This is a genomic window from Allotabrizicola aquatica (SeqCode) (assembly GCF_965194375.1).
Classification (GTDB): Bacteria; Pseudomonadota; Alphaproteobacteria; order Rhodobacterales; family Rhodobacteraceae; genus Tabrizicola_A; species Tabrizicola_A aquatica.
Genome location: NZ_CBDAEL010000004.1, coordinates 252,434 through 273,766, shown reverse-complemented (window position 1 = coordinate 273,766; position 21,333 = coordinate 252,434). Strand labels below are relative to the sequence as shown.

The 21,333-nt window shown below is 63.5% G+C and carries 18 protein-coding genes; 12 read left to right on the top strand and 6 right to left on the bottom strand.

All coding sequences use genetic code 11. The features are described from left to right. Nucleotides 1-63: 63 nt before the first annotated feature. Nucleotides 64-1,869 (top strand): ABC-F family ATP-binding cassette domain-containing protein, encoded by a 1,806-nt coding sequence (locus AC72UB_RS08325; protein WP_505189341.1) that lies wholly within the window; start codon nucleotides 64-66, stop codon nucleotides 1,867-1,869. Nucleotides 1,870-1,873: 4 nt separating this feature from the next. Here the strand turns inward: AC72UB_RS08325 and AC72UB_RS08320 are convergent, their stop codons facing one another. Then, nucleotides 1,874-3,253, bottom strand: coding sequence for a pyridoxal phosphate-dependent decarboxylase family protein (locus AC72UB_RS08320; protein ID WP_505189340.1), 1,380 nt, complete (start codon nucleotides 3,251-3,253; stop codon nucleotides 1,874-1,876). A gap of 200 nt (nucleotides 3,254-3,453) precedes the next feature. Between AC72UB_RS08320 and cysS the strand changes: the two genes are divergently transcribed. The 3 genes from cysS to AC72UB_RS08305 are packed head-to-tail and all read left to right on the top strand — an operon-like array spanning nucleotide 3,454 to nucleotide 7,201. Further along, nucleotides 3,454-4,845 carry a cysteine--tRNA ligase gene (gene cysS / locus AC72UB_RS08315; RefSeq protein WP_505189339.1) on the top strand — a complete coding sequence of 464 codons (1,392 nt, stop codon included), beginning with the start codon at nucleotides 3,454-3,456 and terminating at the stop codon, nucleotides 4,843-4,845. After that, complete coding sequence (cimA, locus tag AC72UB_RS08310) at nucleotides 4,842-6,464, top strand: citramalate synthase (RefSeq protein WP_505189338.1); 1,623 nt, start codon at nucleotides 4,842-4,844, stop codon at nucleotides 6,462-6,464. Before cysS ends, cimA begins: the two co-directional genes overlap by 4 nt. Next, nucleotides 6,461-7,201 carry a squalene/phytoene synthase family protein gene (locus AC72UB_RS08305; protein WP_505189337.1) on the top strand — a complete coding sequence of 247 codons (741 nt, stop codon included), beginning with the start codon at nucleotides 6,461-6,463 and terminating at the stop codon, nucleotides 7,199-7,201. Before cimA ends, AC72UB_RS08305 begins: the two co-directional genes overlap by 4 nt. 12 nt (nucleotides 7,202-7,213) lie before the next feature. On the opposite strand, the gene AC72UB_RS08300 is transcribed toward AC72UB_RS08305, so the two are convergent. After that, nucleotides 7,214-8,425: an MFS transporter gene (locus AC72UB_RS08300; protein WP_505189336.1), complete on the bottom strand. Its 1,212-nt coding sequence runs from the start codon at nucleotides 8,423-8,425 to the stop codon at nucleotides 7,214-7,216. A 131-nt stretch (nucleotides 8,426-8,556) separates the two neighbouring features. Between AC72UB_RS08300 and AC72UB_RS08295 the strand changes: the two genes are divergently transcribed. After that, nucleotides 8,557-9,186: a DNA-3-methyladenine glycosylase family protein gene (locus tag AC72UB_RS08295; RefSeq protein WP_505189335.1), complete on the top strand. Its 630-nt coding sequence runs from the start codon at nucleotides 8,557-8,559 to the stop codon at nucleotides 9,184-9,186. Continuing rightward, a complete protein-coding gene (locus AC72UB_RS08290; protein ID WP_505189334.1) occupies nucleotides 9,183-9,845 on the top strand; it encodes an alpha/beta hydrolase in 663 nt (220 codons plus the stop codon). The genes AC72UB_RS08295 and AC72UB_RS08290 overlap by 4 nt, the downstream gene beginning before the upstream one ends. 4 nt (nucleotides 9,846-9,849) lie before the next feature. On the opposite strand, the gene AC72UB_RS08285 is transcribed toward AC72UB_RS08290, so the two are convergent. Both AC72UB_RS08285 and AC72UB_RS08280 read right to left on the bottom strand, forming a co-directional pair. Beyond that, on the bottom strand, nucleotides 9,850-10,833 hold the full coding sequence (locus AC72UB_RS08285) for a glucokinase (RefSeq protein ID WP_505189333.1): 984 nt from the start codon (nucleotides 10,831-10,833) through the stop codon (nucleotides 9,850-9,852). Between the two features lie 52 nt (nucleotides 10,834-10,885). Then, the gene (locus AC72UB_RS08280; protein WP_505189332.1) at nucleotides 10,886-11,812 is read right to left on the bottom strand and encodes a LysR family transcriptional regulator; all 927 of its coding nucleotides are present in this window, start codon (nucleotides 11,810-11,812) and stop codon (nucleotides 10,886-10,888) included. Between the two features lie 88 nt (nucleotides 11,813-11,900). On the opposite strand from AC72UB_RS08280, the gene AC72UB_RS08275 reads away from it, so the two are divergent. Both AC72UB_RS08275 and AC72UB_RS08270 read left to right on the top strand, forming a co-directional pair. After that, nucleotides 11,901-12,689, top strand: a complete 789-nt coding sequence (locus AC72UB_RS08275) for a phytanoyl-CoA dioxygenase family protein (RefSeq protein ID WP_505189331.1) — start codon at nucleotides 11,901-11,903, stop codon at nucleotides 12,687-12,689. Between the two features lie 105 nt (nucleotides 12,690-12,794). After that, nucleotides 12,795-13,808, top strand: a complete 1,014-nt coding sequence (locus AC72UB_RS08270; RefSeq protein ID WP_505189330.1) for a TDT family transporter — start codon at nucleotides 12,795-12,797, stop codon at nucleotides 13,806-13,808. An 88-nt stretch (nucleotides 13,809-13,896) separates the two neighbouring features. On the opposite strand, the gene AC72UB_RS08265 is transcribed toward AC72UB_RS08270, so the two are convergent. Then, entirely contained in the window at nucleotides 13,897-14,592 is a 696-nt protein-coding gene (locus AC72UB_RS08265) for a type 1 glutamine amidotransferase (protein ID WP_505189329.1), read from the bottom strand. A 144-nt stretch (nucleotides 14,593-14,736) separates the two neighbouring features. On the opposite strand from AC72UB_RS08265, the gene guaB reads away from it, so the two are divergent. After that, nucleotides 14,737-16,185: an IMP dehydrogenase gene (gene guaB, locus AC72UB_RS08260; RefSeq protein ID WP_505189363.1), complete on the top strand. Its 1,449-nt coding sequence runs from the start codon at nucleotides 14,737-14,739 to the stop codon at nucleotides 16,183-16,185. Nucleotides 16,186-16,227: 42 nt separating this feature from the next. Here the strand turns inward: guaB and AC72UB_RS08255 are convergent, their stop codons facing one another. Then, the gene (locus tag AC72UB_RS08255) at nucleotides 16,228-16,851 is read right to left on the bottom strand and encodes an exopolysaccharide biosynthesis protein (protein ID WP_505189328.1); all 624 of its coding nucleotides are present in this window, start codon (nucleotides 16,849-16,851) and stop codon (nucleotides 16,228-16,230) included. 97 nt (nucleotides 16,852-16,948) lie between these two features. On the opposite strand from AC72UB_RS08255, the gene AC72UB_RS08250 reads away from it, so the two are divergent. The 3 genes from AC72UB_RS08250 (at nucleotide 16,949) to AC72UB_RS08240 (ending at nucleotide 21,325) form a co-directional block, all read left to right on the top strand. Then, the gene (locus AC72UB_RS08250) at nucleotides 16,949-17,692 is read left to right on the top strand and encodes an SDR family NAD(P)-dependent oxidoreductase (RefSeq protein WP_505189327.1); all 744 of its coding nucleotides are present in this window, start codon (nucleotides 16,949-16,951) and stop codon (nucleotides 17,690-17,692) included. After that, nucleotides 17,689-18,837, top strand: coding sequence for an RsmB/NOP family class I SAM-dependent RNA methyltransferase (locus AC72UB_RS08245; protein ID WP_505189326.1), 1,149 nt, complete (start codon nucleotides 17,689-17,691; stop codon nucleotides 18,835-18,837). Before AC72UB_RS08250 ends, AC72UB_RS08245 begins: the two co-directional genes overlap by 4 nt. 124 nt (nucleotides 18,838-18,961) lie before the next feature. Next, complete coding sequence (locus AC72UB_RS08240) at nucleotides 18,962-21,325, top strand: hybrid sensor histidine kinase/response regulator (RefSeq protein WP_505189325.1); 2,364 nt, start codon at nucleotides 18,962-18,964, stop codon at nucleotides 21,323-21,325. Nucleotides 21,326-21,333 lie beyond the last annotated feature (8 nt).

Sequence of the window (21,333 nt, the reverse complement as noted above, 5' to 3'; positions counted from 1 at the left end):
ATTTCTTCGCAAAGAAATTTGGGTCGGTTGACGGCGCGCGCATCCCCGCATAGCTGCACCGCCATGGCACGCGCACCCCTTCTTCAGCTTTCCGGCATTTCCCTGACCTTCGGTGGCAATCCGGTCTTCGACAACCTTGACCTTGTGGTGCAACCCGGCGACCGGGTTGCGCTGGTGGGGCGCAATGGATCGGGCAAGTCCACCTTGATGAAGGTGATGGCGGGGCTGGTCGAGCCGGATGCGGGTCTGCGCGTTGTGCCGCCCGGTGTGTCCGTGGGATATATGGAGCAAGACCCAGATCTGTCGGGCTATGCCACCTTGGGCGATTACGCGGCCAGCGGCTTGCCCGATGGCGAAAGCTACAAGGTGTCCGTCGTGGCCGAAGGGTTGAAGTTCAACCCCGAAACGCCGGTCTCCACCGCCTCGGGCGGTGAGCGGCGGCGGGCGGCCTTAGCCAAACTCATGGCCGAGGCGCCGGAGCTGATGCTCTTGGACGAACCGACCAACCATTTGGACATCCAAGCCATTGAATGGCTGGAGGCTGAGTTGAAATCGACCCGCTGTGCCTATGTGCTGATCAGCCATGACCGCGCCTTCCTGCGCGCCTTGACCAAAGCCACCCATTGGATCGACCGGGGTGAGGTGCGCCGCCGCGAAACCGGGTTTGACGGCTTTGAAGAGTGGCGCGAAACCGTCTGGGCCGAAGAGGATGAGGCGCGTCACAAGCTGGATCGCAAGATCAAGCATGAGGCGAAATGGGCGGTTGAAGGCATTTCCGCCCGCCGCAAGCGCAACATGGGGCGCGTGCGCGCCTTGGCCGATCTGCGCGCTGAACGCTCGTCCCAGATCCGCCGTCAAGGCACGGCGGCGATGGAGTTTGAGGGCGGCGTTGTCAGCGGCAAGAAGGTGATCGAGGCGGTGGGGATTTCCAAATCCTACGGCGACAAGACCCTGATCAAGGATTTCGATCTGCGTATCCTGCGCGGTGACCGGGTGGCTTTTGTCGGCCCGAACGGCGTTGGCAAGACCACGCTTCTAAAAATGCTGGTCGGCCAGCTGGAGCCCGACAGCGGCAGCGTCAAGCTGGGCACCAACCTTGAGATCGCAGTATTCGATCAGACGCGCGCACAGCTCGACCCCGAGGCCAGCCTTTGGGAGAATCTGACGGGCGATCCGTTGATGAGCGTCTCGGGCGCCTCTGATCAGGTCATGGTGCGCGGCACGCCGAAACATGTGGTGGCTTATCTGAAGGATTTCCTCTTTGACGAACGCCAAGCCCGCGCGCCGGTCAAGGCGCTGTCGGGTGGCGAAAAGGCCCGGCTGTTGCTGGCCAAGCTGATGGCGCGGTCTTCGAACCTGTTGATCTTGGACGAACCGACCAACGATCTGGACGTGGAAACGCTGGATCTCTTGCAAGACATCTTGGGCGAATATGACGGCACGGTGCTCTTGGTCAGCCACGACCGTGATTTCATTGACCGCGTCGCCACAGCCACCGTGGCGCTGGAGGGCAATGGCCGCGCCACCGCCTATCCGGGGGGCTGGTCGGATTACGCCGCGCAGCGCGGGGCGGATGCGGTGGAGATGCCCAAGAAAACAGGGTCATCGCATGTGAACCTGCGCGAGGATGTCAAAAAGCTGAGCGAAGGTCTGAGCTTCACCGAGAAAAAGCGGCTTGAGGCATTGCCGGGGATCATGGAACGCCTTGAGGCCGAGATCAACAAACTGACCGATTTCCTGTCAGACGCCGAGATGTTCACGCGTGAGCCCGTCAAATTCCGCAAGGCCACCGAGGCCATTGCCGAGCGCCAACAGGCCCTTGCGGCGGCGGAAGAGGAATGGCTGGCCTTGGCGGAACGCGACGCCTGATCCGCTAGATCAGCTCAGCCACCACCTGCGGGATCATCATCACATCGTCGCGTGTGCAGTCGAATTGGCCGACCTGCACGCGGATGACATAGGGCCCCTTGTGCCGGGTTTGGGTCAGGTAGATGCGGCCATCGTCGTTGATGCGGGTCAAGAGCGCCTCTGTCGCGGCATCATTCTCCAGCGCAAAGGTGAACAGTGACAGGCGCGGCTCGGAGGTGATGGTCACGCCGGGCAGGGCACGCAGCACCTCACAGGCCTCCACCGCCCAAGCCACATGGTTGCGAATACGGGCGCGCAAGCCCTCCAGCCCATAGGCGCGCAAGGTAAACCACAGCTTCAACGCGCGGAAACGGCGGCCCAAAGGCACCGTCCATTCGTTGAAATTGACGATGTCCTCTTTGCCGGCAGTTTCCAGATAGCTGGGGCGCAGGCCAAGGGTTTTGACCTGCGGGGTTGGGTCACGCAGGAACTGCACGGCACAGTCAAACTGCGCGCCAAGCCATTTGTGCGGGTTGAACACAATGCTGTCGGCCGCCTCTATCCCGGCCCAAAGATCGCGGAATTCGGGGCAGATCATCGCTGATCCGGCCCATGCGGCATCGACATGTACCGGCAGTCCGGCGGCATGGGCAACGGTGATACATTCGCCGATGCGGTCAAAGGCCCCCACGCTGGTGCCCCCGGCGCAGAGGATCACGCCCGCAGGCAAAAGCCCCGCCGCGCGATCCGCCGCAATGGTCGCCGCCAAAGCGCCGGGCTTCATCGAGAGGCTTTGATCCGTGGGGATTTTCACAAGGTTGTCTTGCCCGATGCCAGCAATTCTGACCGCCTTGTCCACGCTGGAATGGGTCTCGGCGCTGGCATAGATCCGCAAGGTGGGTTGGCCCGACAGGCCCTTCACGTTGCCCTGAAACTCCAACGCCCGCTCGCGCATGGTCAGCACGGCGGACAGGGTCGCGGTCGTGGCGCTGTCATGGATCGTCCCGGTGAACCCGTCTGGCAGGCCCAAGGACTGGCGCAGCCACTGGATCATCACCTGCTCAATCTCGGTCACCGCAGGCGAGGTCTGCCAGATCATCCCTTGGGCGGCGATGGCATTGGCCAATTGCTCGGCCAGCATCGAGGCGGGGGCGGCATTGGCCGGGAAATAGGCAAAAAAGCGCGGGTGCTGCCAATGGGTGATGCCGGGCGGCACGATGCGGTCAAAATCGGCGAAAATCTCGGCCATCGGCTCGGGGGCTTCGGGCGGGCTGGGCGGCAACTGGCGCGAAATCGCGCCGGGCACCAAAGGCGCGCGCACCGGGCGGTCGCGCAAGGCCGCGTGATACTCGGTCGCCCAATCGGCGGCGCGCTTGGACCATTGGTTCAGCTCATCATGGTTCATGGCAGGCTCCCTTGCGGGGGCGAGACAAGCGGAAAAGGCTTGGCGGGGCAAGGGAATTGCGCTAGGGCAGAGGCATGGAACAACAGCGCACCTTCGGCATTTGCTGCATTACCTGCTGACATAGGTCACGCGGGCTCGTCTCCATTCCCTGATAAGGATCACGACAAACCCGCGCCACAGGGCGAGCGACGGGAAAGAACATGGTCACGATCAGGCTGCACAATTCGAAAACCCGGACCAAAGAGGCGTTTGTGCCGTTGGACCCGGAAAATGTGCGGATGTATGTCTGCGGCCCCACGGTCTATGACCGGGCGCATTTGGGCAACGGGCGGCCGGTGGTGGTGTTCGACACGCTGTATCGGCTGTTGCGCCATGTTTATGGCGCGGATCATGTGACCTACGCCCGCAATTTCACCGACGTCGATGACAAGATTAACGCCACCGCAGCAGCACGCAAGGCGGCAGGGGATCCGCGCCCGATGGAGGCGCTGATCCATGAGCGGACCGAGGAAACCATCGGCTGGTATCACGCGGATATGGACGCGCTGGGGGCGCTCCGCCCGAATTTTGAGCCGCGCGCGACGGAATACATCGGGCCAATGGTGGCGATGATCGAAGGGCTGATCGCGGGCGGCCATGCCTATGCCAAGGACGGCCATGTGCTGTTTCGTGTACGGTCGTACAAAGAGTATGGCGCGCTGTCGGGCCGGTCTGTCGATGATATGATCGCAGGGGCACGGGTGGAAGTGGCGCCCTTCAAAGAAGACCCGATGGATTTCGTGCTGTGGAAGCCGTCATCGGGGGAAGAGCCGGGCTGGACCAGCCCTTGGGGGCGCGGGCGTCCGGGCTGGCATATCGAATGTTCGGCCATGAGCTATGAGCTTTTGGGGCCGTCCTTTGACATTCACGGCGGGGGCTTGGATCTGCAGTTCCCGCACCATGAAAACGAGGTCGCCCAAAGCTGCTGCGCCCATCCCGAGGCCAGCTTTGCCCGCTATTGGATGCACAATGAGATGCTGCAGGTCGAGGGCAAGAAGATGTCCAAGAGCTTGGGCAATTTCTTTACCGTGCGGGATTTGCTGGATCAGGGCGTGCCGGGGGAGGTGATCCGGTTCGTGTATCTGAGCACTCATTACCGCAAGCCGATGGACTGGACGGCGGAGAAGGCGCGCGAGGCAGAGGCGACGCTGAGGAAATGGCGGGAGATGGTATCGGGCGTTGAAGCTGGCGAACCCGCCGCTTCAGTGATCGAAGCGCTGTCCGATGACCTGAACACGGCAGGTGCCATCGCGGCACTGCACGATCTTTCTCGTGCAGGGGATGCGGCAGGTTTGAAAGCATCTGCAAAGCTGCTCGGATTGCTGGAAGATCGCTTGGGCGGTTGGGCCATCACGATCACAGATTTTGCACCCTTCGTGGCGCGCCTTGCCTCTCTTCGCGCTGAAGCCATGACCACCAAAGACTTCGCGCCGGTTGACGCCCTTAAATCCGCCCTGACCGAGGCCGGGGTTGAGGTGCGTATGTCCAAGGCGGGGGTGGAACTCCTCCCCGGTCCGGGCTTCGACCCCGCAAAGCTGGAGTCCCTCAAATGACCCGTGAGCGCCTCTATCTCTTCGACACCACGCTGCGCGATGGTCAGCAGACCCAAGGCGTCCAGTTCTCCGCCCTTGAAAAGGTGCAGATCGCGCAGGCGCTCGACACGCTTGGCATCGACTATATCGAAGGCGGCTGGCCGGGGGCCAACCCGACGGACAGCGAGTTTTTCGCCACCGCCCCGAAAACCCGCGCGACGATGACCGCTTTTGGCATGACCAAACGGGTGGGGCGGTCGGCCGAGAATGACGATGTTCTGGCCGCCGTGTTGGATGCCCGCACGCCCGCCGTCTGCCTTGTGGGCAAAACCCATGATTTCCATGTCAAAACTGCGCTTGGCTGCACCTTGGACGAAAACCTTGAGGCGATTGGCGCCTCTATCGCGCACTGCGTCGCCAAGGGTCGTGAGGCGCTGTTTGACGCCGAGCATTTCTTTGACGGCTACAAGGCCAACCCTGAGTACGCACTGGCATCCCTGCGCGCCGCCCATGAGGCAGGCGCACGCTGGCTGGTGCTGTGCGACACCAATGGCGGAACGCTGCCCTCGGAAGTGGGGCGGATCGTGGCCGAGGTGATCGCGGCGGGCATCCCGGGTGACCGTCTGGGCATCCATTGCCATGACGACACCGGCAACGCTGTGGCCAATTCCCTGGCGGCGGTCGAGGCCGGGTGTCGGCAGATTCAAGGCACATTGAATGGTCTTGGCGAACGCTGCGGCAATGCCAATCTGGTGACGCTGATCCCGACGCTGTTGCTGAAGGAGCCGTACAAATCCCATTTAGAAACAGGGGTTTCTGATGCAGGCCTCGCGCAACTTCTGAAGATCAGCCGCAGTCTGGATGACATTCTGAACCGCGTCCCCCTGCGCTCGGCCCCCTATGTCGGTGCATCCGCCTTTGCCCATAAGGCGGGGCTTCACGCCAGCGCCATCCTGAAAGACCCCACCACCTATGAGCATATCCCCCCCGAGGCTGTGGGCAATGCGCGGGTGATCCCGATGTCCAATCAGGCGGGGCAGTCGAACCTGCGCGCGCGGCTAGCCTCGGCGGGCATCGAGGTGGACGTCAAGGATGGCCGTTTGGGCCGGATTTTGGAGATCATCAAAGAGCGCGAGGATCAGGGCTATGCCTATGACGGCGCGCAGGCCAGTTTCGAGATTCTGGCCCGGCGGGAGTTGGGGCTTTTGCCGCAGTTCTTCGAGGTGAAGCGCTATCGCGTCACGGTCGAGCGGCGGAAGAACAAATATGACCGGATGGTCAGCCTCTCTGAGGCCGTGGTGGTGGTGAAGATCGGCGAGCGCAAGGCAATGTCGGTCAGCGACAGCATGGATGAGACGGGGCAGGACCATGGCCCGGTCAATGCGCTATCGAAGGCGCTGTCCAAGGACCTTGGCCCCTATCAGGCCTGCATCGACGACATGAAACTCGTTGATTTCAAGGTGCGCATCACCAATGGCGGCACCGAGGCCGTGACGCGGGTCATCATCGACAGCGAGGATTCGGCGGGCCGTCGCTGGCAGACGGTGGGCGTTTCGGCCAATATCGTGGACGCCAGTTTTGAAGCCCTTTTGGATGCGATCAACTGGAAGCTGGTGCGCGATATGAAGGTGCCTGCGTGAGCCTTGATGCCTGCGCCGAGATCGTCCAGCGCGGCGATCCTGACCGCTTTGCGGCCGTCATGGCTGCCCCTGTGGCCGCGCGCGCGCGGTTGTTCCCGCTATATGCCTTTAACCTTGAGGTGGCCCGCGCGCCGTGGGTGTCAAAAGAGCCGATGATCGGCGAGATGCGGCTGCAATGGTGGCGCGATGTGGTGGCCGAGCCTGCCCCCCGCGCCCATGAGGTGGCCGGGCCGTTTCACGCTCTGATCCAAGACGCTGCGCTGCCCTTGGCCGTGATTGACCGCCTGATCGAGGCGCGGATTCATGATGTCTATGGCGAGCCTTTTGCGGATGGGGCGGCTTTTGACGCTTATCTTGACGACACCGCTGGCGGGTTGATGTGGCTTGCCGCCAAGGCCTGCGGCGGCACCGATGAACCTGCCGCGCGGGCCTTGGGCTGGGCGATGGGCCTTGCCAATTACCTGCGCGCGGTGCCCGAGTTAGAGGCGCGCGGGCGGCAACCCTTGCCAGATGGGCGGGCCGAGGCGGTGCAGGCGCTGGCCAAAGACGGCTTGCAGCGGCTTGCAACGGCGAAGGGCAGGGTGCCTGTGCCCGCCGCTTTGGCCGCTTGGCAGGCGCGGGGGCTGTTGCGCCAAGTGGTGGCAAATCCGGCCGTGGTCGCCAATGGCGCGATGGGCCTGTCAGAATTTGCCCTTCGCGGCGGGCTTTTGTGGGCCGCCTTCACCGGGCGGGTCTAGCCGCCCGCGGCCTCAGCGCGTTTCGCGCGGTCGCATCCAGAGCCAGATCAGCGCCCCGCCGGCCAGCACCAGGAACGGCAGCATGGCCATGTTGACCAATTGCCAGCCCGTCTCGACCGATCCGCCCGAACAGTTCATCAGCCCGCCTGACGAGAACGAGGCCATCGTCACGCCGCCGAACACGATGAAATCATTCAACCCTTGCAGGCGCCCGCGCTCTTCGGGGCGTTGGGCATTGGCCAGCATCGTCGTCGCGCCGATGAAGCCAAAGTTCCAGCCGACCCCCAAAAGGATCAGCGCGATAAAGAAGTTCTCCAACTCAACCCCCGCCATCGCCACCGCGCCCGAGCCGGCAAGGATGACAAGGCCAATGGCAATCACCCGTTCCACCCCGAGCCGCGCGATGATGTGCCCGGTGATGAACGAAGGCGCATACATCGCCAGCACATGGGCCGTCACGACATCGGCGGCATCGCCCGTGTCAAACCCGCAGCCGACCACGGCGAGGGGTGAGGAGGTCATCACAAGGTTCATCAACGCATAAGAGACCGTCGCGCAGATCATGGCGACCGCGATCACGGGCGTGCGGATCAATTCAGCCCGGGTCCGGCCCACCGGGCTGCCTTGTGCGGGCGTGCGCGGTTTCGGGATGCGTAGGCCGATGAACAGGAACATCCCCAGAAGGTTCAGCGCGATCACCGCAAGGTAGGTGCCAAGGAAGGGCACCACCATGGACTGCGCCGTCACCTTCACCAGTTGCGGACCAACCACCGCCGACAAAAGCCCTCCCGCCATCACCCAAGAAATTGCCTTGGGTCGGAAGGCCTCCGAGGCGGTGTCAGCGGCGGCAAAGCGGTAAAAGCCCTGCGCGCTCATGTAGATGCCGGTCAGAAGCGAGCCCAGAAGGAACAGCGGGAAGGAGGAGGTCATCAGCCCCACCGCTGCGATTGCCGCGCCCAAGGCACCGCCCAATGCGCCAGCGACGAAGCCTGCCGTGCGGCCGTATTTCGCCATGAAGCTGGAAATTGGCGTCGCCGTCAGCATGGAACCGATCACGATAAAGCTGATCGGCAGCGTCGCCCAGCAGGCATTCGGTGCCAAAGACTGCCCGGCAAGCCCGCCTATGGTAAAGATCATCGGCATCTGCGCGCCCAAGATGGCTTGAGCTGCGACCAGCACCAGAACGTTACGTTTGGCGAGGTTGTCGTCGATGTCGTGGGGCATGTGGGGCCTTTGGTCTTGCGTTGGGTTAGGGCTATGCCTGGCCGTGGGGCGGGGCAAGGGAAAAACGTGGGGCCGCGCGCGGGCGATCTGATGGGCCTTGTCTTTTCGCCCAGCCTCGCCATGCTTTGCCCATGGTAGGACGGATCATCGCAACACTCGATTGCGTGGCAGAAGGGGCCGATTGGCTGGCCCGCGCCGAGCCGCGCTTTGCTCATGCGCTGACGCTTGTGGGCCCTTTGCCACTGCGTCGCCAGCCCGAGGGCTTTGCCGCGCTTTTGGATGCGATTGTCGGCCAGCAGGTCTCGGTCGCCTCGGCCGATGCGATCTGGCGGCGGATGGAGGCGGCGGGGTTGACCGACCGCGCCACGCTGGCCATGGCCTCGGATGAGGCCTGCCGTGCCGTGGGCCTGTCGCGCCAAAAGGCGCGCTATGGCCGGGCGCTGGCGGAGTCGGCCATTGATTTTGACGCGCTGCGCGGGTTGCCGGATGCGCAGGTGGTGGAGGTGCTGACCGACGTGCCCGGTATCGGCATGTGGACGGCCGAGATCTACGCCATGTTCGCCCTTGGCCGGGCCGATGTTTTTGCCCCCGGTGATCTTGCGCTGCAAGAAGCGGCGCGGGTGCTTTTTGATCTGCCCGACCGCCCGAAAGAGCGCGCCTTGCGCGCCATGGCTGAGGCGTGGAGCCCGTGGCGGTCTGTTGCGGCGACGGTGCTTTGGGCTTACTACCGGGTCGCGAAATCACGGGAAGGCATCAGATGACGCGCGAATTAAAGTTTGGGCGGGTGGCGGCGGCCAGTGGGCAGGCCAAATCGCTGGTGGTGTTCTTGCATGGCTATGGTGCGGATGGCGCTGATCTTTTGGGCTTGGCCGACCCTCTGGCCCCGCATCTGCCCAACACAGTCTTCATGGCCGCCGATGCGCCCAGCGCCTGTGCGGGCAATCCCTTTGGCCGCCAATGGTTCCCGATCCCACGGTTTGATGGATCAACCGAGGTGGAGGCCGCGGTCGAGATGAACCGCGCCGCCGAAGATTTGAACGCTTTTCTCGATCAGCGCTTGGCCGAGGAAGGGCTAACGCCCGCCGCCCTTGCGCTAATCGGGTTTTCCCAAGGGGCGATGATGAGCCTGCATGTCGCCCCCCGCCGCGGTCAGCCAATGGCCGGGGTGGTGGCGATTTCCGGCAAGCTGATGCTTCCGAAGCTTTTGGCCGAAGAAGCTAAGGTCAAGCCTCCGATCATGCTGATCCACGGCGACCGCGACGATGTAGTGCCGTTTCAGGAAATGCAGGCGGCAGGCAATGCGCTGGTGGGGGCGGGCTTTGCGACCTTTGGCCATGTCATGCAAGGCACCGGGCACGGCATCGCGCCCGATGGGCTTGGGGTGGCGATGCAGTTTTTGAAGGAAAGGCTGCCGGGGTAGAGGCTTAGCCCTTGCCGCCGCCTGCCAGATAGGCGGCGCACCCCGTCAGTGCGGCGTAGTCATCCTCGACGATGGTGACCGCGAAATTGCCCATGAACTCGGCAAAGCGGCCCTTGTCGCGGAAGTGGCGGGTCAGCTCCATCTGGTCAAAATAGGGCTGCATGGCGCGGGCCACGCCGCCGATCAGATAGATGCCGCCAAAGGGCAGATGGACAAGCGCAAGGTTGCCCAACTCTTGGCCCAGAAGGTGAATGTACAACTGCGCGGCACGGGCGGCCAAAGCCTCACCCGCTGCGACATCGGCCATGATCTCGGCCCCGCGCTTGGTGGTCTCATGCCCGGCCTCATGGGCGACAAAGGCATAGACGCGTTCGAGCCCCCGGCCAGCCAGCACATCCTCGACCCCGGCAAAGCCATGGGCATGGGGGCCGACATGGGCCACGAACCCCGCCAGACGGTGGTCTTCCTCGGTCCTGACCGGCATCGAGATGTGGCCGCATTCGCTGGCCGCCACCACGCGGCCCCACGGGGTTTCATGCACGGGGGCGGCATTCATCCCGGTGCCAAGGCCTACGACCAGCATCGCAGCGCCGGGTTTTGACGGACCGGCAATCACGGGCCGCAAATGCTGGGGCGCGATGCGGCCCAAGGCATGGCCTTGCGCTTGGAGGTCATTCAAAATCGCGGTATGGGCCGTTCCTGTTGCTGCCGTCAGGCCCGGCCCGGTGATCGTCCAATCAAGATTGGTCATGCTGGCCACACCATCGCGGACCGGCCCTGCGGCGGCGACGCAAACGCCCGACACAGACGCGGTCGCGGTCTCGTCCAGATAACGCCGCAGCACCGATTCGAGATCGGAAAACTCGGCATTGGCATAGCGGCGAATGCTGTCCTGGCGCACCGAAACGCCATCGGCCAAAGCCACGCGGGTGTTGGTGCCGCCAATGTCAGCGACCAAAGCCAGAGCGGTGGGCGAGGGGTGGGTCATCGAAAGGCACCTGCAGGCAGAACGCTTTGGGTTCTAACCGCTTTGCCGGGAATCACAAGCTGGAAGGCGGTCCGAACAGGCGGTCCGGAAAGGCAGGCGGCGCGATCAGCCCGGGCAAAAGCCGCGCCAGCACGTGTGCGCCGGGCGTTTCTGGGTTGGCCACATGACGCGCCAGAACAATCGCCTCGGCCCCGGCGTCGGTTAGGGCGCGCGTCACCAGTGCGCGGCCATCTTGCGACAGGCGCCCGGCGGGGTTGGTGTAAGACAGTCCAACGCCCAAGCCATTGGCCGCAAGGCTGCGCATCAGATCAAGGCTGGCCGCGCGATGGGCAATGCGCGGCGTAAGCCCGGCGCTGGCAAAGAGGGCCCGCATATGGCTGATCGACAGGCCCTGATCGGTCAGGATCAAGGGCTGATCGGCCAGATCGGTCAGCGTCAGCGTCTCGCGCATGGCCAAGGGGTGGTCTGCAGCCAAAACGGCATGGGGCGGGATGCGTGCCAAGGTCTGGCGGGTGATGTCATCCTCCAGCCCCAGATCCCACGTCAGCGCCAGATCGGCCTTGCCTTGGCGGAGCGCGGCGGCCAGATCTTCGAACTCCATGAGGCTGGGGATCAGTTGCAGCCCGGGCATTTCCGTGCCCACCGCCGCCAAAAGTGGGCCAAGGCAAGAGGCGGCGAGATCCTTGAACACGGCCAATCGCAAGGTCTGCCCCGCGAGCTGCCTTGGATCGGCCAAAGTCGACAGTGCCGCAACAGCCTCCTCGGCCTTGGTCAGCCAGCGCTGCCCAAAGCTCGTCGGCATCAGCCGCCCACCCGCGCGGCGCAAAAACAAGGGCTGGCCCAGATGCGCCTCAAGCTGCCCCAAGGCCACCGACAGCGCGGGCTGGCTGACATGCAGCGCCGCTGCCGCCGCACTCACCCCGCCATGGGCGCCCACGGCCACGGCATATTCGATCTGGCGCAGGGTAAGCGATAGCATGGGTTTATACCTGCCATTAAAAGGTATCATTTGCGCAAATGGTACGACCGCGCCATAGCTTTGGCAAATGCATCAAGGAGGGCAGGGCATGGCCACCATCGTCACCGATCAAATGATCGAAGATTTTCAGCGCGACGGGGCCGTTCTGGTCAAAGGTCTCTGGAAAGACTGGGTCGAACCCCTGCGCGCCGGGATTGAACGCAACATGACCGAGCCGGGCCCCTATGGCGCGGAAAACCTGAAACCGGGCGAAGGCGGGCGGTTTTTCGACGACTATTGCAACTGGACCCGCATCCCCGAGTTCGAGACGGTCATCAAGGGCTCCGACGTGGCGCAGGTGGCGGCCAGGCTGATGGGATCGCAGCACGTGCAGATATTCCACGATCATGTGCTGGTGAAAGAACCCGGCACCTCAAAGCCGACGCCGTGGCATCAAGACGGCCCCTATTACTTTGTCCAAGGCCGCCAGACGGTGTCCTTCTGGTCGCCGATGGATCCGGTGAAAGAGGCCTCTTTGCGCTGTGTCGCAGGCAGTCACCGCTGGGAGAAAGAGGTTCTGCCGACGCGCTGGCTGGCCGAGACAAGCTTCTACCCTGACAGTGATCGCTACATGCCGGTGCCCGACCCCGACGCCGAAGGCATGCGCGTGCTCGAATGGCAGATGGAGCCGGGCGACGCTGTGGCCTTCAATTACGGCACGCTGCACGGCGCGCGCGGCAACACCACCGCCTCACGCCGCCGCGCGTTTTCCTTGCGGCTTTTGGGCGATGATGCGCGCTATGTCACCCGGCCCGGGCGCACCTCACCGCCCTTTCCGGGGCATGACATGGTCGAAGGCCAAGTGTTGCGGCAGGACTGGTTCCCCTTCCTGATCTAACGCCCCAAATCTAACGCCCCGCCAAAACCTTGGCCTGCCTGCGGCAGCGCGGCGGCTTGCCTGCGGAATGCTTTGGGCAGATGCTGCACCCAAAGGAGCATCTGCATGACCGAGACCGCACAAGCCCGCCGCCCACGCGCCTATCCTGCGCCCGAGTTTCCGCCGCGCAAGCCCAAGCTTTTTGCCCGCACGCCTCCGGCGATCTTTCCGTCAATCTTGGGGCTTTTGGGTTTGGGTCTGGCCGCGCGCAAAGGGGCCGAGGTGCTGGGTCTTGACCAAAGCCCGCTTGGCGGTCTGGTTGAGGCCGCGCTTGGCGGGCTGATGATCCTGTGGCTTTTCGCGATCACCGCCCTCTTTGCCAAGATCCTGCGCCGGGTCGGCGTTCTGGTCGAAGATCTGCGCGTGTTGCCGGGCCGGGCTGGCCTTTCGGCCGCGACGATGTCTGGTATGGCGGCAGGGGCGGTGCTGGTGCCCTATGCGCCGGGTCTGGCCTTGGGGCTGGTGGTCGCGGCCTTGGTCGCCCATGGTCTGATGGCGCTGATCTTGATCGCGACATTGGCGCGCATGGCGCCCGAGGCGCGCAGCGTCAGCCCGGTCTTCCATCTGGCCTTTGTCGCCTTCATCCTTGGCGCCTTGCCCTTGGCGCAACTGGGCGCGATTGCGGCCGCAACAGCGATATTCTGGGTGACACTCACGGTCGCGTCGGCCATCTGGGCGGTCTCACTCGTGCAACTCCTGCGCACGAACCCTCCCGCCCCCTTGCGGCCGTTCTTGGCCATTCACTTGGCCCCCGCCGCGCTTTTGTCGCTGGTGGCCGGGGAAATCGGCCTTCCCAGCCTTGCGCTCGGCTTGGCCGTCTTTGGCATGGTGATCCTGCTCGCGCTTTTGGCCGCTGCGCGCTGGATCACGGTGGCGGGGTTTTCCCCGCTCTGGGGTGCCTTCACTTTCCCCCTAACGGCCTTTTCTGCCGCGCTCCTGACGCTCGGCGGCACTTGGGAATGGCCGGGCCTTGTGCTCTTGGTGCTCGCGCTTGGGATTGTGCCGGCGATCGCGTGGAACGTGCTGAAACTTTGGCCCGGCAATCGCCTTGCCACCAAAACCAACGCCGCCGAGGCCTAAGGCCCGCGCCCCTATTTCATCTTGGCAAAAATACTCCCGCCGGAGGCATCCGACCGATGCCTCGGGCGGGGCGGGTCACACCTGGCGCCTAGATCAATCCAACCCAAGCCCGCGCAATCGCCAGCCCATGGGCATCCGCCGCCGCCCCGTCGCGCGCGGCGTGGGTGGCAAAGTCACCCACCCAACCGGGGCGGTTCACCTCAAACGCCTCCCCGAACTCGCGCGCCCAATCAGCCGCCACGGCGCGGTTGGCCTCAAAATGGAACTGCATGGCATAGCCTGCGCGGCCATAACGAAAACACTGCGACGCCGCCTTGGGTGAGTGGGCCAGATGCGTGGTGCCCTCGGGCAGGGTAAAGGTGTCCGAATGCCATTGCATGATGGCAAAGCGCTCGGGCAGGTGCGACAACACCGGATCGGCGCGCGCCTCGTCGGTCAGCGCCACGTCGCACCAGCCATATTCGCCCGCCGTGCCGATGTGGTTGTCGGCCCCAAGACCCCGGGCAAAGACCTGACTGCCCAGACAAATCCCCAAGGTGGCAATCCCCATATCGGCGCTTTGCTTCATCAACCGGGCCAGTTTGGGCAGGTAAGGGTGAGTGGCATCGGCCCTTGCGTTTTGCTCGCCGCCAAACACCACCAGCGCATCATAGGCCCCCGCCTCGGGCAGCGCCCCGTCGCGCCACGGCTTCCACAGATCAATCCGCGCCGCAGCCTCATGCAGGGCCACGCCAACCTGTCCATGATGGGTGACGGCGGTGTTTTCGATGATGGCCACGCGCATCGGCATCTCCTTATCTTGCGGGCGCATGAATGCATCCCCCGCAATCAACCGCAAGGGGGCCAAAACGCTCTTGCGCTTTGGCCGATCCCGTGAAAAGGGGAGCCGTCAAACGAACACTCCCCAGCCCAACTCATGGAGGCCCCCTTGGAGATTCGCGAGGCACTTACCTTTGATGACGTGCTCTTGGTGCCGGCGGCATCCAGCGTGCTGCCCTCGGATGCTGAGACATCCACCTTTGTCACCAAATCTATCCGCATGAACATCCCCCTGTTGTCCAGCGCAATGGACACCGTGACCGAAGGGCGCATGGCGATTGCCATGGCGCAGGCCGGCGGGATCGGGGTCATCCATCGCAATCTTGACCTTGAGGCACAGGCGCGCGAGGTGCGGCGGGTGAAGCGGTTTGAATCCGGCGTCGTCTATGCGCCGATCACTCTGACCCCCGATCAGACGCTGGCCGATGCCAAGGTGCTGATGGAGCGCTATCAGATCACCGGCTTTCCGGTCGTTGACCAGCAGGGCCGTGTGGTGGGCATCGTCACCAACCGCGACATGCGCTTTGCCTCGGATGACAAGACGCCGGTTTCGGTGATGATGACGGCTGACAACCTCGCGCTTTTGCGCGAACCGGTGGACCGGGACGCCGCGATCAGCCTGATGAAGGCGCGGCGGATCGAAAAGCTGCTGGTCACCGATGGCACCGGCAAGTTGACCGGACTTTTGACGCTGAAGGACACCGAAAAATCGGTCCTGAACCCGCAGGCCTGCAAGGACGAGATGGGGCGTCTGCGGGTGGCCGCCGCCTCCACTGTCGGCGATGCCGGGTTTGAACGCAGCCAAGCGTTGATTGATGCCGGGGTGGATATGGTGGTGATCGACACCGCCCATGGCCATTCCGAAGGCGTGGCCAAGGCGGTGGAGCGGATCAAGAAGCTCTCGAACACCGTGCAGGTGGTGGCGGGCAACGTCGCCACCGCTGAAGCGACACGCGCGCTGATCGGCGCGGGGGCTGATGCGGTGAAGGTCGGGATTGGTCCGGGCTCGATCTGCACCACGCGCATTGTGGCGGGTGTGGGTGTGCCGCAGTTGACGGCGATCATGGATGCGGCCCGCGCGGCGGGGGATATTCCGATCATCGCGGATGGCGGCATCAAGTATTCCGGCGATTTTGCCAAGGCCATCGCCGCAGGCGCGTCTTGCGCCATGGTCGGCAGCGCGATTGCAGGCACCGAAGAAAGCCCAGGGGAGCTGATCCTCTATCAAGGCCGCAGCTTCAAGGCTTATCGCGGCATGGGCAGCCTTGGCGCCATGGCGCGAGGCTCGGCCGATCGCTATTTCCAAAAAGATGCCGCCAGCGACAAGCTGGTGCCCGAAGGCATTGAGGGACAGGTGCCTTACAAAGGCACAGTGGCGGCCGTTCTGCACCAGATGGTGGGCGGCCTGCGCGCCGCCATGGGCTATACCGGCAACCGTACCGTTGCCGAGATGCGCGCGAATTGCACGTTTGTACGGATCACCGGGGCAGGGCTGAAGGAAAGCCATGTCCATGACGTGCAGATCACACGGGAAAGCCCGAACTACCGGATTGGCTGATTACAAGGGGCAGGGCGGTGCCACTTTGCGCCGCCTTGCCGCTTAAGGCGCGTAGCCAAAAGCACCAAGGAACACAAAGACCGCTGCCTTGAACAAGGCCCACAGTAGGGTGGAAACGAGCACTGCTCCGCCGATCAGGGTCAGAAAACCGGCAATCACCCAGAGCCCGTCTTCCTCCATCAACCCCAGCGAAAAGAAGATGATTCCCAAAGCGGGGACCATGTTGCCGAAGGGAATCGGCAGCACAACCGCAACGGCCAAGAGAAGCATCAGAACCCCGATCACCCGCTCCATACGGCCGCGGGTCAGGGCGCCAAGCCGCGGGTGCAAAAAACGCTCGCTGCGCTCTAGCCAAGGCTTGGCCTGATCTATCACGACCGCAAGCCCGGCGCGCGAGAAGGATCGGTTGGCGATGAACTTTGGCAGCCAAGGCTGCTGGCCCAGCGTCAGTTGCAAGGCCAGATAGACAAGCGGCATCCCCGTGATGGCCGAGGTCCCCGGAAGCGCTGGCAGCACGTTGGGCAAGGCGAACAAGACCAACAGCGTCGTATGGGCCCGGTTTTCAAGACGGGAGACGATATCGCCAATGCTGATACGCTCCTCTTCGCCCTCGGCAAGCCGGGGCAGAATCTGGGAGAGTCGGTCACCTTCGGTTGTGCGTGTCATGCACCAAGACATGGCGTGACAGCGTCTGATTTACCAGAGGCCGCGTTGCGGAAAATGCACAAGCTGGCTATGGAGAACGGAAACAACGGGGGGCGTCATGGCGCTGGCGGTTATCACAGGGGCAGGGGCGCCGGGCGGCATCGGCATGGCCTGCGCGCGCGCCTTGGGCCAAGCGGGCTTTGATCTCGCGATCACCGCCACAACAGGCCGGATCGAGGCCCGCCGCGCCGAATTGATGGCCGAAGGGTTTGCCGTGACCGCCTTTCAGGGTGACCTGACCGATCCGGCCACAGTGACGCGGCTCTATGACACAACGGGCCCGGCGACAGTTCTGGTGAACAACGCGGGCATGGGGTCGGTCCTCGCCCCGGCCGAACAGATGGCCTTTCTGGACATGACGGCTGACCAATGGCGGCGGCAGATGGATGTGACGCTGACCACCGCCGTTCTGGTGACGCGCGCCTATCTGCCCGCCATGCTGGCCGCAGGACAGGGTCGCGTTGTCATGATGGCCTCGGTCACCGGGCCAATGGTCTCAAACCCCGGCGAAAGCGCCTATTCGGCGGCTAAGGCTGCGATTGTGGGCCTGACCCATGCGCTGGCGCTGGAAGTGGCGGCGCAAGGGGTGACGGTCAACGCCGTTGCCCCGGGCTGGATTGCCACCGAGGCCGCAACCCCCGAAGAGCTGCGCGCCGCAACAGCCACCCCACCGCGCCGGGCCGGAACGCCCGCTGAAGTGGCCGCCTGCGTGGCATTTCTCGCCTCTCCCGGTGCGTCCTATGTCAATGGCGCGACGCTGGTGGTCGATGGTGGCAACATCTTGCAAGAGCGCAAGGCATGACCCCCGCCGCCCGCCTTTCCGCCGCCATCACGGTGCTTGACCGCATTCTTGGCGGTGAACCTGTCGAACAGGCACTCACCAATTGGGGCCGCGCCAGCCGGTTTGCCGGTTCGGGTGACCGCCACGCGGTGCGCGATCTGGTGTTTGACGCGCTCCGGTGCAAAAGGTCTTATGCGGCGCTGGGTGGCGGGCTGACGGGGCGCGGCCTCATCTTGGGCGCCCTCCGGGCCGCTGGGGCCGATGTCGCGGCGCTTTTTTCCGGCGTGGCCCACGCGCCTGCGCAGGTCGTAGAAGCCGAGGCAGCACGGATGCCCCTAGGGGCCGAGGCTTTGGATGTTCCGGATTGGCTTTATGATAAATTTGCTAGTGCGTTAGGCGAAGAATGTGATGCAACGCTTGAAGCGCTGCGCCGTCGCGCCCCGGTGTTCTTGCGGGTGAACCGTGCCAAAGCCAGCCCCGCAGAGGCGATCGCAGCTCTGGCCGAGGAGGGCATCGTCAGCCACGCCGTCGAAGCGCTGCAAAGCGGGCTGGAAGTGACAGAAAACACGCGGAAGATTCATCAATCCAAGGCCTATGCCCAAGGTCTGGTCGAGCTGCAGGATGCCGCCTCGCAGGCGGTGGTCGAGGCCCTTCCGTTGCGCGATGGCCAGCGAGTACTGGACCTTTGCGCCGGGGGCGGCGGCAAGACCTTGGCAATGGCGGCCCGCGCGCGGCTGGACATTTACGCCCATGACGCCGATCCGGGCCGCATGCGCGATCTTCCGGCTCGGGCTGAACGGGCAGGCGCGCGGATTTCGATTACAAAGACACCCGAGAAAACGGCGCCTTATGATCTCATCCTAACCGACGTGCCCTGTTCAGGATCGGGCAGTTGGCGCCGGGATCCGATGGGCAAATGGGCGCTGACGCCCGAACGTCTTTCGTCGGTTTGTGCGCTTCAGGGCCAGCTCTTAGCACGGGCGGCGACGATGTTGGGGCCCACTGGGGTTTTGGCCTATGCGACGTGCTCGATGCTGAAAGAAGAAAACGAAGATCAAATCGCCAAGTTTCTTATTGAAAATAAAGCGTTTACCTGCCTTTTGCAGCGGCGGTTTTCCCCTTTGCAGGGCGGTGACGGGTTCTTTTTGGCGCTATTGACTCGGTAGAGTGGGTGTCAAAATATACAACCTTTAGAAGATTTTTTTTTGTAACGTAACTCTCCGAAGTCCGATATTCTCCCGAAGCAGCCTGCGCCGATTAAATCTCGGTTAACCATTGCCGGGTCAAGTGATGGGTGCGGCTGTTTTGCGCGCGGCGACCATCACAAGGGAGAAGGGTTTGGCAGGCCGACCTGTGACCGATTTGGCCGGAGTGTTTGCCGACCGGCGGCGTGGCCCGCAGGCGGGTCTGCTTTTGGTGGTCTTGGCGGTGGCTGCTTTGGCGGTCGCGGCCTTTGCGGCGGATGACCGGCTGCGGGTTGGCGCTGTCATTGTTGGGCTGACTTTTGTGGCGCTTGTCTTTGTCGGGCGTGGTCTCAACGGGTTGAAAATGCTGGATCAACGGCGGCTGGATCGTCGTTTGGTGCAGATGACGGGGCAGGACGCCACACCCAGTTTTACCACCGACTCCCTTGGCCAGATCCGCTTTCAGAACCCCGCCGCGCGCGAGCGGTTTGGCGGGGTCGAAGGCACTACGCTGGTCGCCGTTCTGGGCGAGGCGTTTGCCGCCCCCTCGGCGGTCCTTTACCGCTTGCAGGCGCGCGCTGCCCATACGGGCGCCGCGCGTGAAGATGTGGTCAGCCGTCGCGGCCACACCCGGCTGTCGGTGCATCGTTTGGCCGAGGATCGCTTCCTGTGGCGGCTTGAGGAGTTTGCGGACCGCAGTTCCCTCGGTCGTGGGGCCGAAACGCTGAGCCTGCCGATGCTGACCGCCAATAAGGCAGGCGTGGTTCTCTTCAGCAATGAGGCGATGCGGCGGCTTTTGGGCGGTCGGCCCAAGCGGCTGGATCGGGTCTTTGCCAGCCAACCCCTGCGCTCAGGCGAAGAGGTGGAGGTCATTGGCGTGGACGGCCCCCTGCGGGCCATCCTTGCCGAGGTGGAGGGGCTGGCCGAACGGCGTGAGATGTTTTTGTTGCCCTTGCCCACCCCCGCGCCGACTTTGCAGGTTCAGGCGGATTTCGAACATCTGCCGGTGCCACTTTTGAAACTTGCCCCCGATGGCAATCTGCGCGCCGCCAATGCCGCCGCGCGGGACCAGCTGCGGATTGATCTGGGGACGACCCCGGCTTTTCATGACCTCTTTGATGGGTTGGGTCGTCCCGTCGGGGATTGGCTGGGCGATGTGGTGGCCGAACGCAAACCGGGCGGGGCTGAGGTTTTGACGGCGCGCCAGTTGGGCAGTGAGGTCTTTGTGCAGGTTACCTTGCGCCGGATCGTGGAGGCGGGGCGCCCGGGGGTGCTGGCGATCTTACAAGATGCGACCGCGCTCAAAACGCTGGAGGCGCAGTTCGTGCAAAGCCAGAAGATGCAGGCCATAGGCCAGCTGGCAGGGGGAATTGCGCATGATTTCAACAACCTGCTCACCGCGATTTCGGGCCATTGTGACCTTTTGCTGCTGCGCCACACGGCCGAGGATCCGGCCTATCCCGACCTGATCCAGATCCACCAGAACGCCAACCGTGCTGCGGCCCTTGTTGGTCAGTTGCTCGCCTACTCGCGCAAGCAGACCCTAAAGCCTGAGCGATTGGATCTTGAGGATCTGCTGTCCGAACTGACCCATCTGCTGAACCGGTTGGTTGGCGAACGCATCAGCCTGCGGCTGAGCCACGGCAGCGGGTTGCAGACCATTCGCGCAGATCGGCGTAAGTTGGAACAGGTGATGATGCACCTTGTCGTCAACGCCCGAGATGCCATGCCCGAGGGGGGAACAATCCGGATCGAGACCGAGGCGCTGTGCTTGCGCGACGACTTGCGTCGCGACCGTGCGCTGGTGCCGGCGGGCGATTACGCGCTGATCCGCGTTAGTGACACCGGTTGCGGCATCCCGCCGGACCGTCTGCAGAAAATCTTTGAGCCGTTTTATACCACCAAGAAAACCGGCGAGGGCACCGGCCTTGGCTTGTCGACGCTTTACGGCATCATCAAGCAATCAGGTGGCTTCATCTTCGTCGATTCGACCGAGGGCGAAGGCTCGACGTTCCAGCTTTATTTCCCGATTCACAAAGGGATGGACGGAGAGGAGTCCCTGCCCAAGGCAGAGGCAAAGGCCAATCTCTCGATGCGCCCGGGTGAGGGGGTGGTCCTTTTGGTCGAGGATGAGGCGCCCGTGCGGGCCTTTGCGAGCCGCGCCCTGCGGATGCGCGGCTATACCGTGTTGGAGGCCGAAAGCGCCGAAGAGGCTCTACAGATGCTGGAGGATCCTCGGCTTGAGGTGGATATCTTTGTCACTGATGTTGTGATGCCGGGCATGGATGGGCCGTCTTGGGTTAAGCAGGCCCTTGAAGACCGCCCAGATGTGAAGGTGATCTTCGTGTCAGGTTATGCCGAGGATGCACTGTCCGAAATGCAGGCGCGGATTCCGAATTCGGTTTTCCTACCGAAACCCTTCTCGCTCTCTGACCTTGCGGCGACGGTGCAGGGCCAACTCCTGCACTGAACCGCCAC

Coding starts and splice junctions, on each gene's coding strand:
- cimA (WP_505189338.1), top strand. CDS start 4,842: ATGACCCGTGAGCGCCTCTATCTCTTCGACACCACGCTGCGCGATGGT.
- AC72UB_RS08290 (WP_505189334.1), top strand. CDS start 9,183: ATGACGCGCGAATTAAAGTTTGGGCGGGTGGCGGCGGCCAGTGGGCAG.
- AC72UB_RS08275 (WP_505189331.1), top strand. CDS start 11,901: ATGGCCACCATCGTCACCGATCAAATGATCGAAGATTTTCAGCGCGAC.
- AC72UB_RS08245 (WP_505189326.1), top strand. CDS start 17,689: ATGACCCCCGCCGCCCGCCTTTCCGCCGCCATCACGGTGCTTGACCGC.
- AC72UB_RS08265 (WP_505189329.1), bottom strand. CDS start 14,592: ATGCGCGTGGCCATCATCGAAAACACCGCCGTCACCCATCATGGACAG.
- AC72UB_RS08320 (WP_505189340.1), bottom strand. CDS start 3,253: ATGAACCATGATGAGCTGAACCAATGGTCCAAGCGCGCCGCCGATTGG.
- AC72UB_RS08280 (WP_505189332.1), bottom strand. CDS start 11,812: ATGCTATCGCTTACCCTGCGCCAGATCGAATATGCCGTGGCCGTGGGC.
- AC72UB_RS08250 (WP_505189327.1), top strand. CDS start 16,949: ATGGCGCTGGCGGTTATCACAGGGGCAGGGGCGCCGGGCGGCATCGGC.
- AC72UB_RS08295 (WP_505189335.1), top strand. CDS start 8,557: ATGGTAGGACGGATCATCGCAACACTCGATTGCGTGGCAGAAGGGGCC.
- AC72UB_RS08255 (WP_505189328.1), bottom strand. CDS start 16,851: ATGACACGCACAACCGAAGGTGACCGACTCTCCCAGATTCTGCCCCGG.
- AC72UB_RS08285 (WP_505189333.1), bottom strand. CDS start 10,833: ATGACCCACCCCTCGCCCACCGCTCTGGCTTTGGTCGCTGACATTGGC.
- cysS (WP_505189339.1), top strand. CDS start 3,454: ATGGTCACGATCAGGCTGCACAATTCGAAAACCCGGACCAAAGAGGCG.
- AC72UB_RS08300 (WP_505189336.1), bottom strand. CDS start 8,425: ATGCCCCACGACATCGACGACAACCTCGCCAAACGTAACGTTCTGGTG.
- AC72UB_RS08270 (WP_505189330.1), top strand. CDS start 12,795: ATGACCGAGACCGCACAAGCCCGCCGCCCACGCGCCTATCCTGCGCCC.
- AC72UB_RS08240 (WP_505189325.1), top strand. CDS start 18,962: ATGGGTGCGGCTGTTTTGCGCGCGGCGACCATCACAAGGGAGAAGGGT.
- AC72UB_RS08325 (WP_505189341.1), top strand. CDS start 64: ATGGCACGCGCACCCCTTCTTCAGCTTTCCGGCATTTCCCTGACCTTC.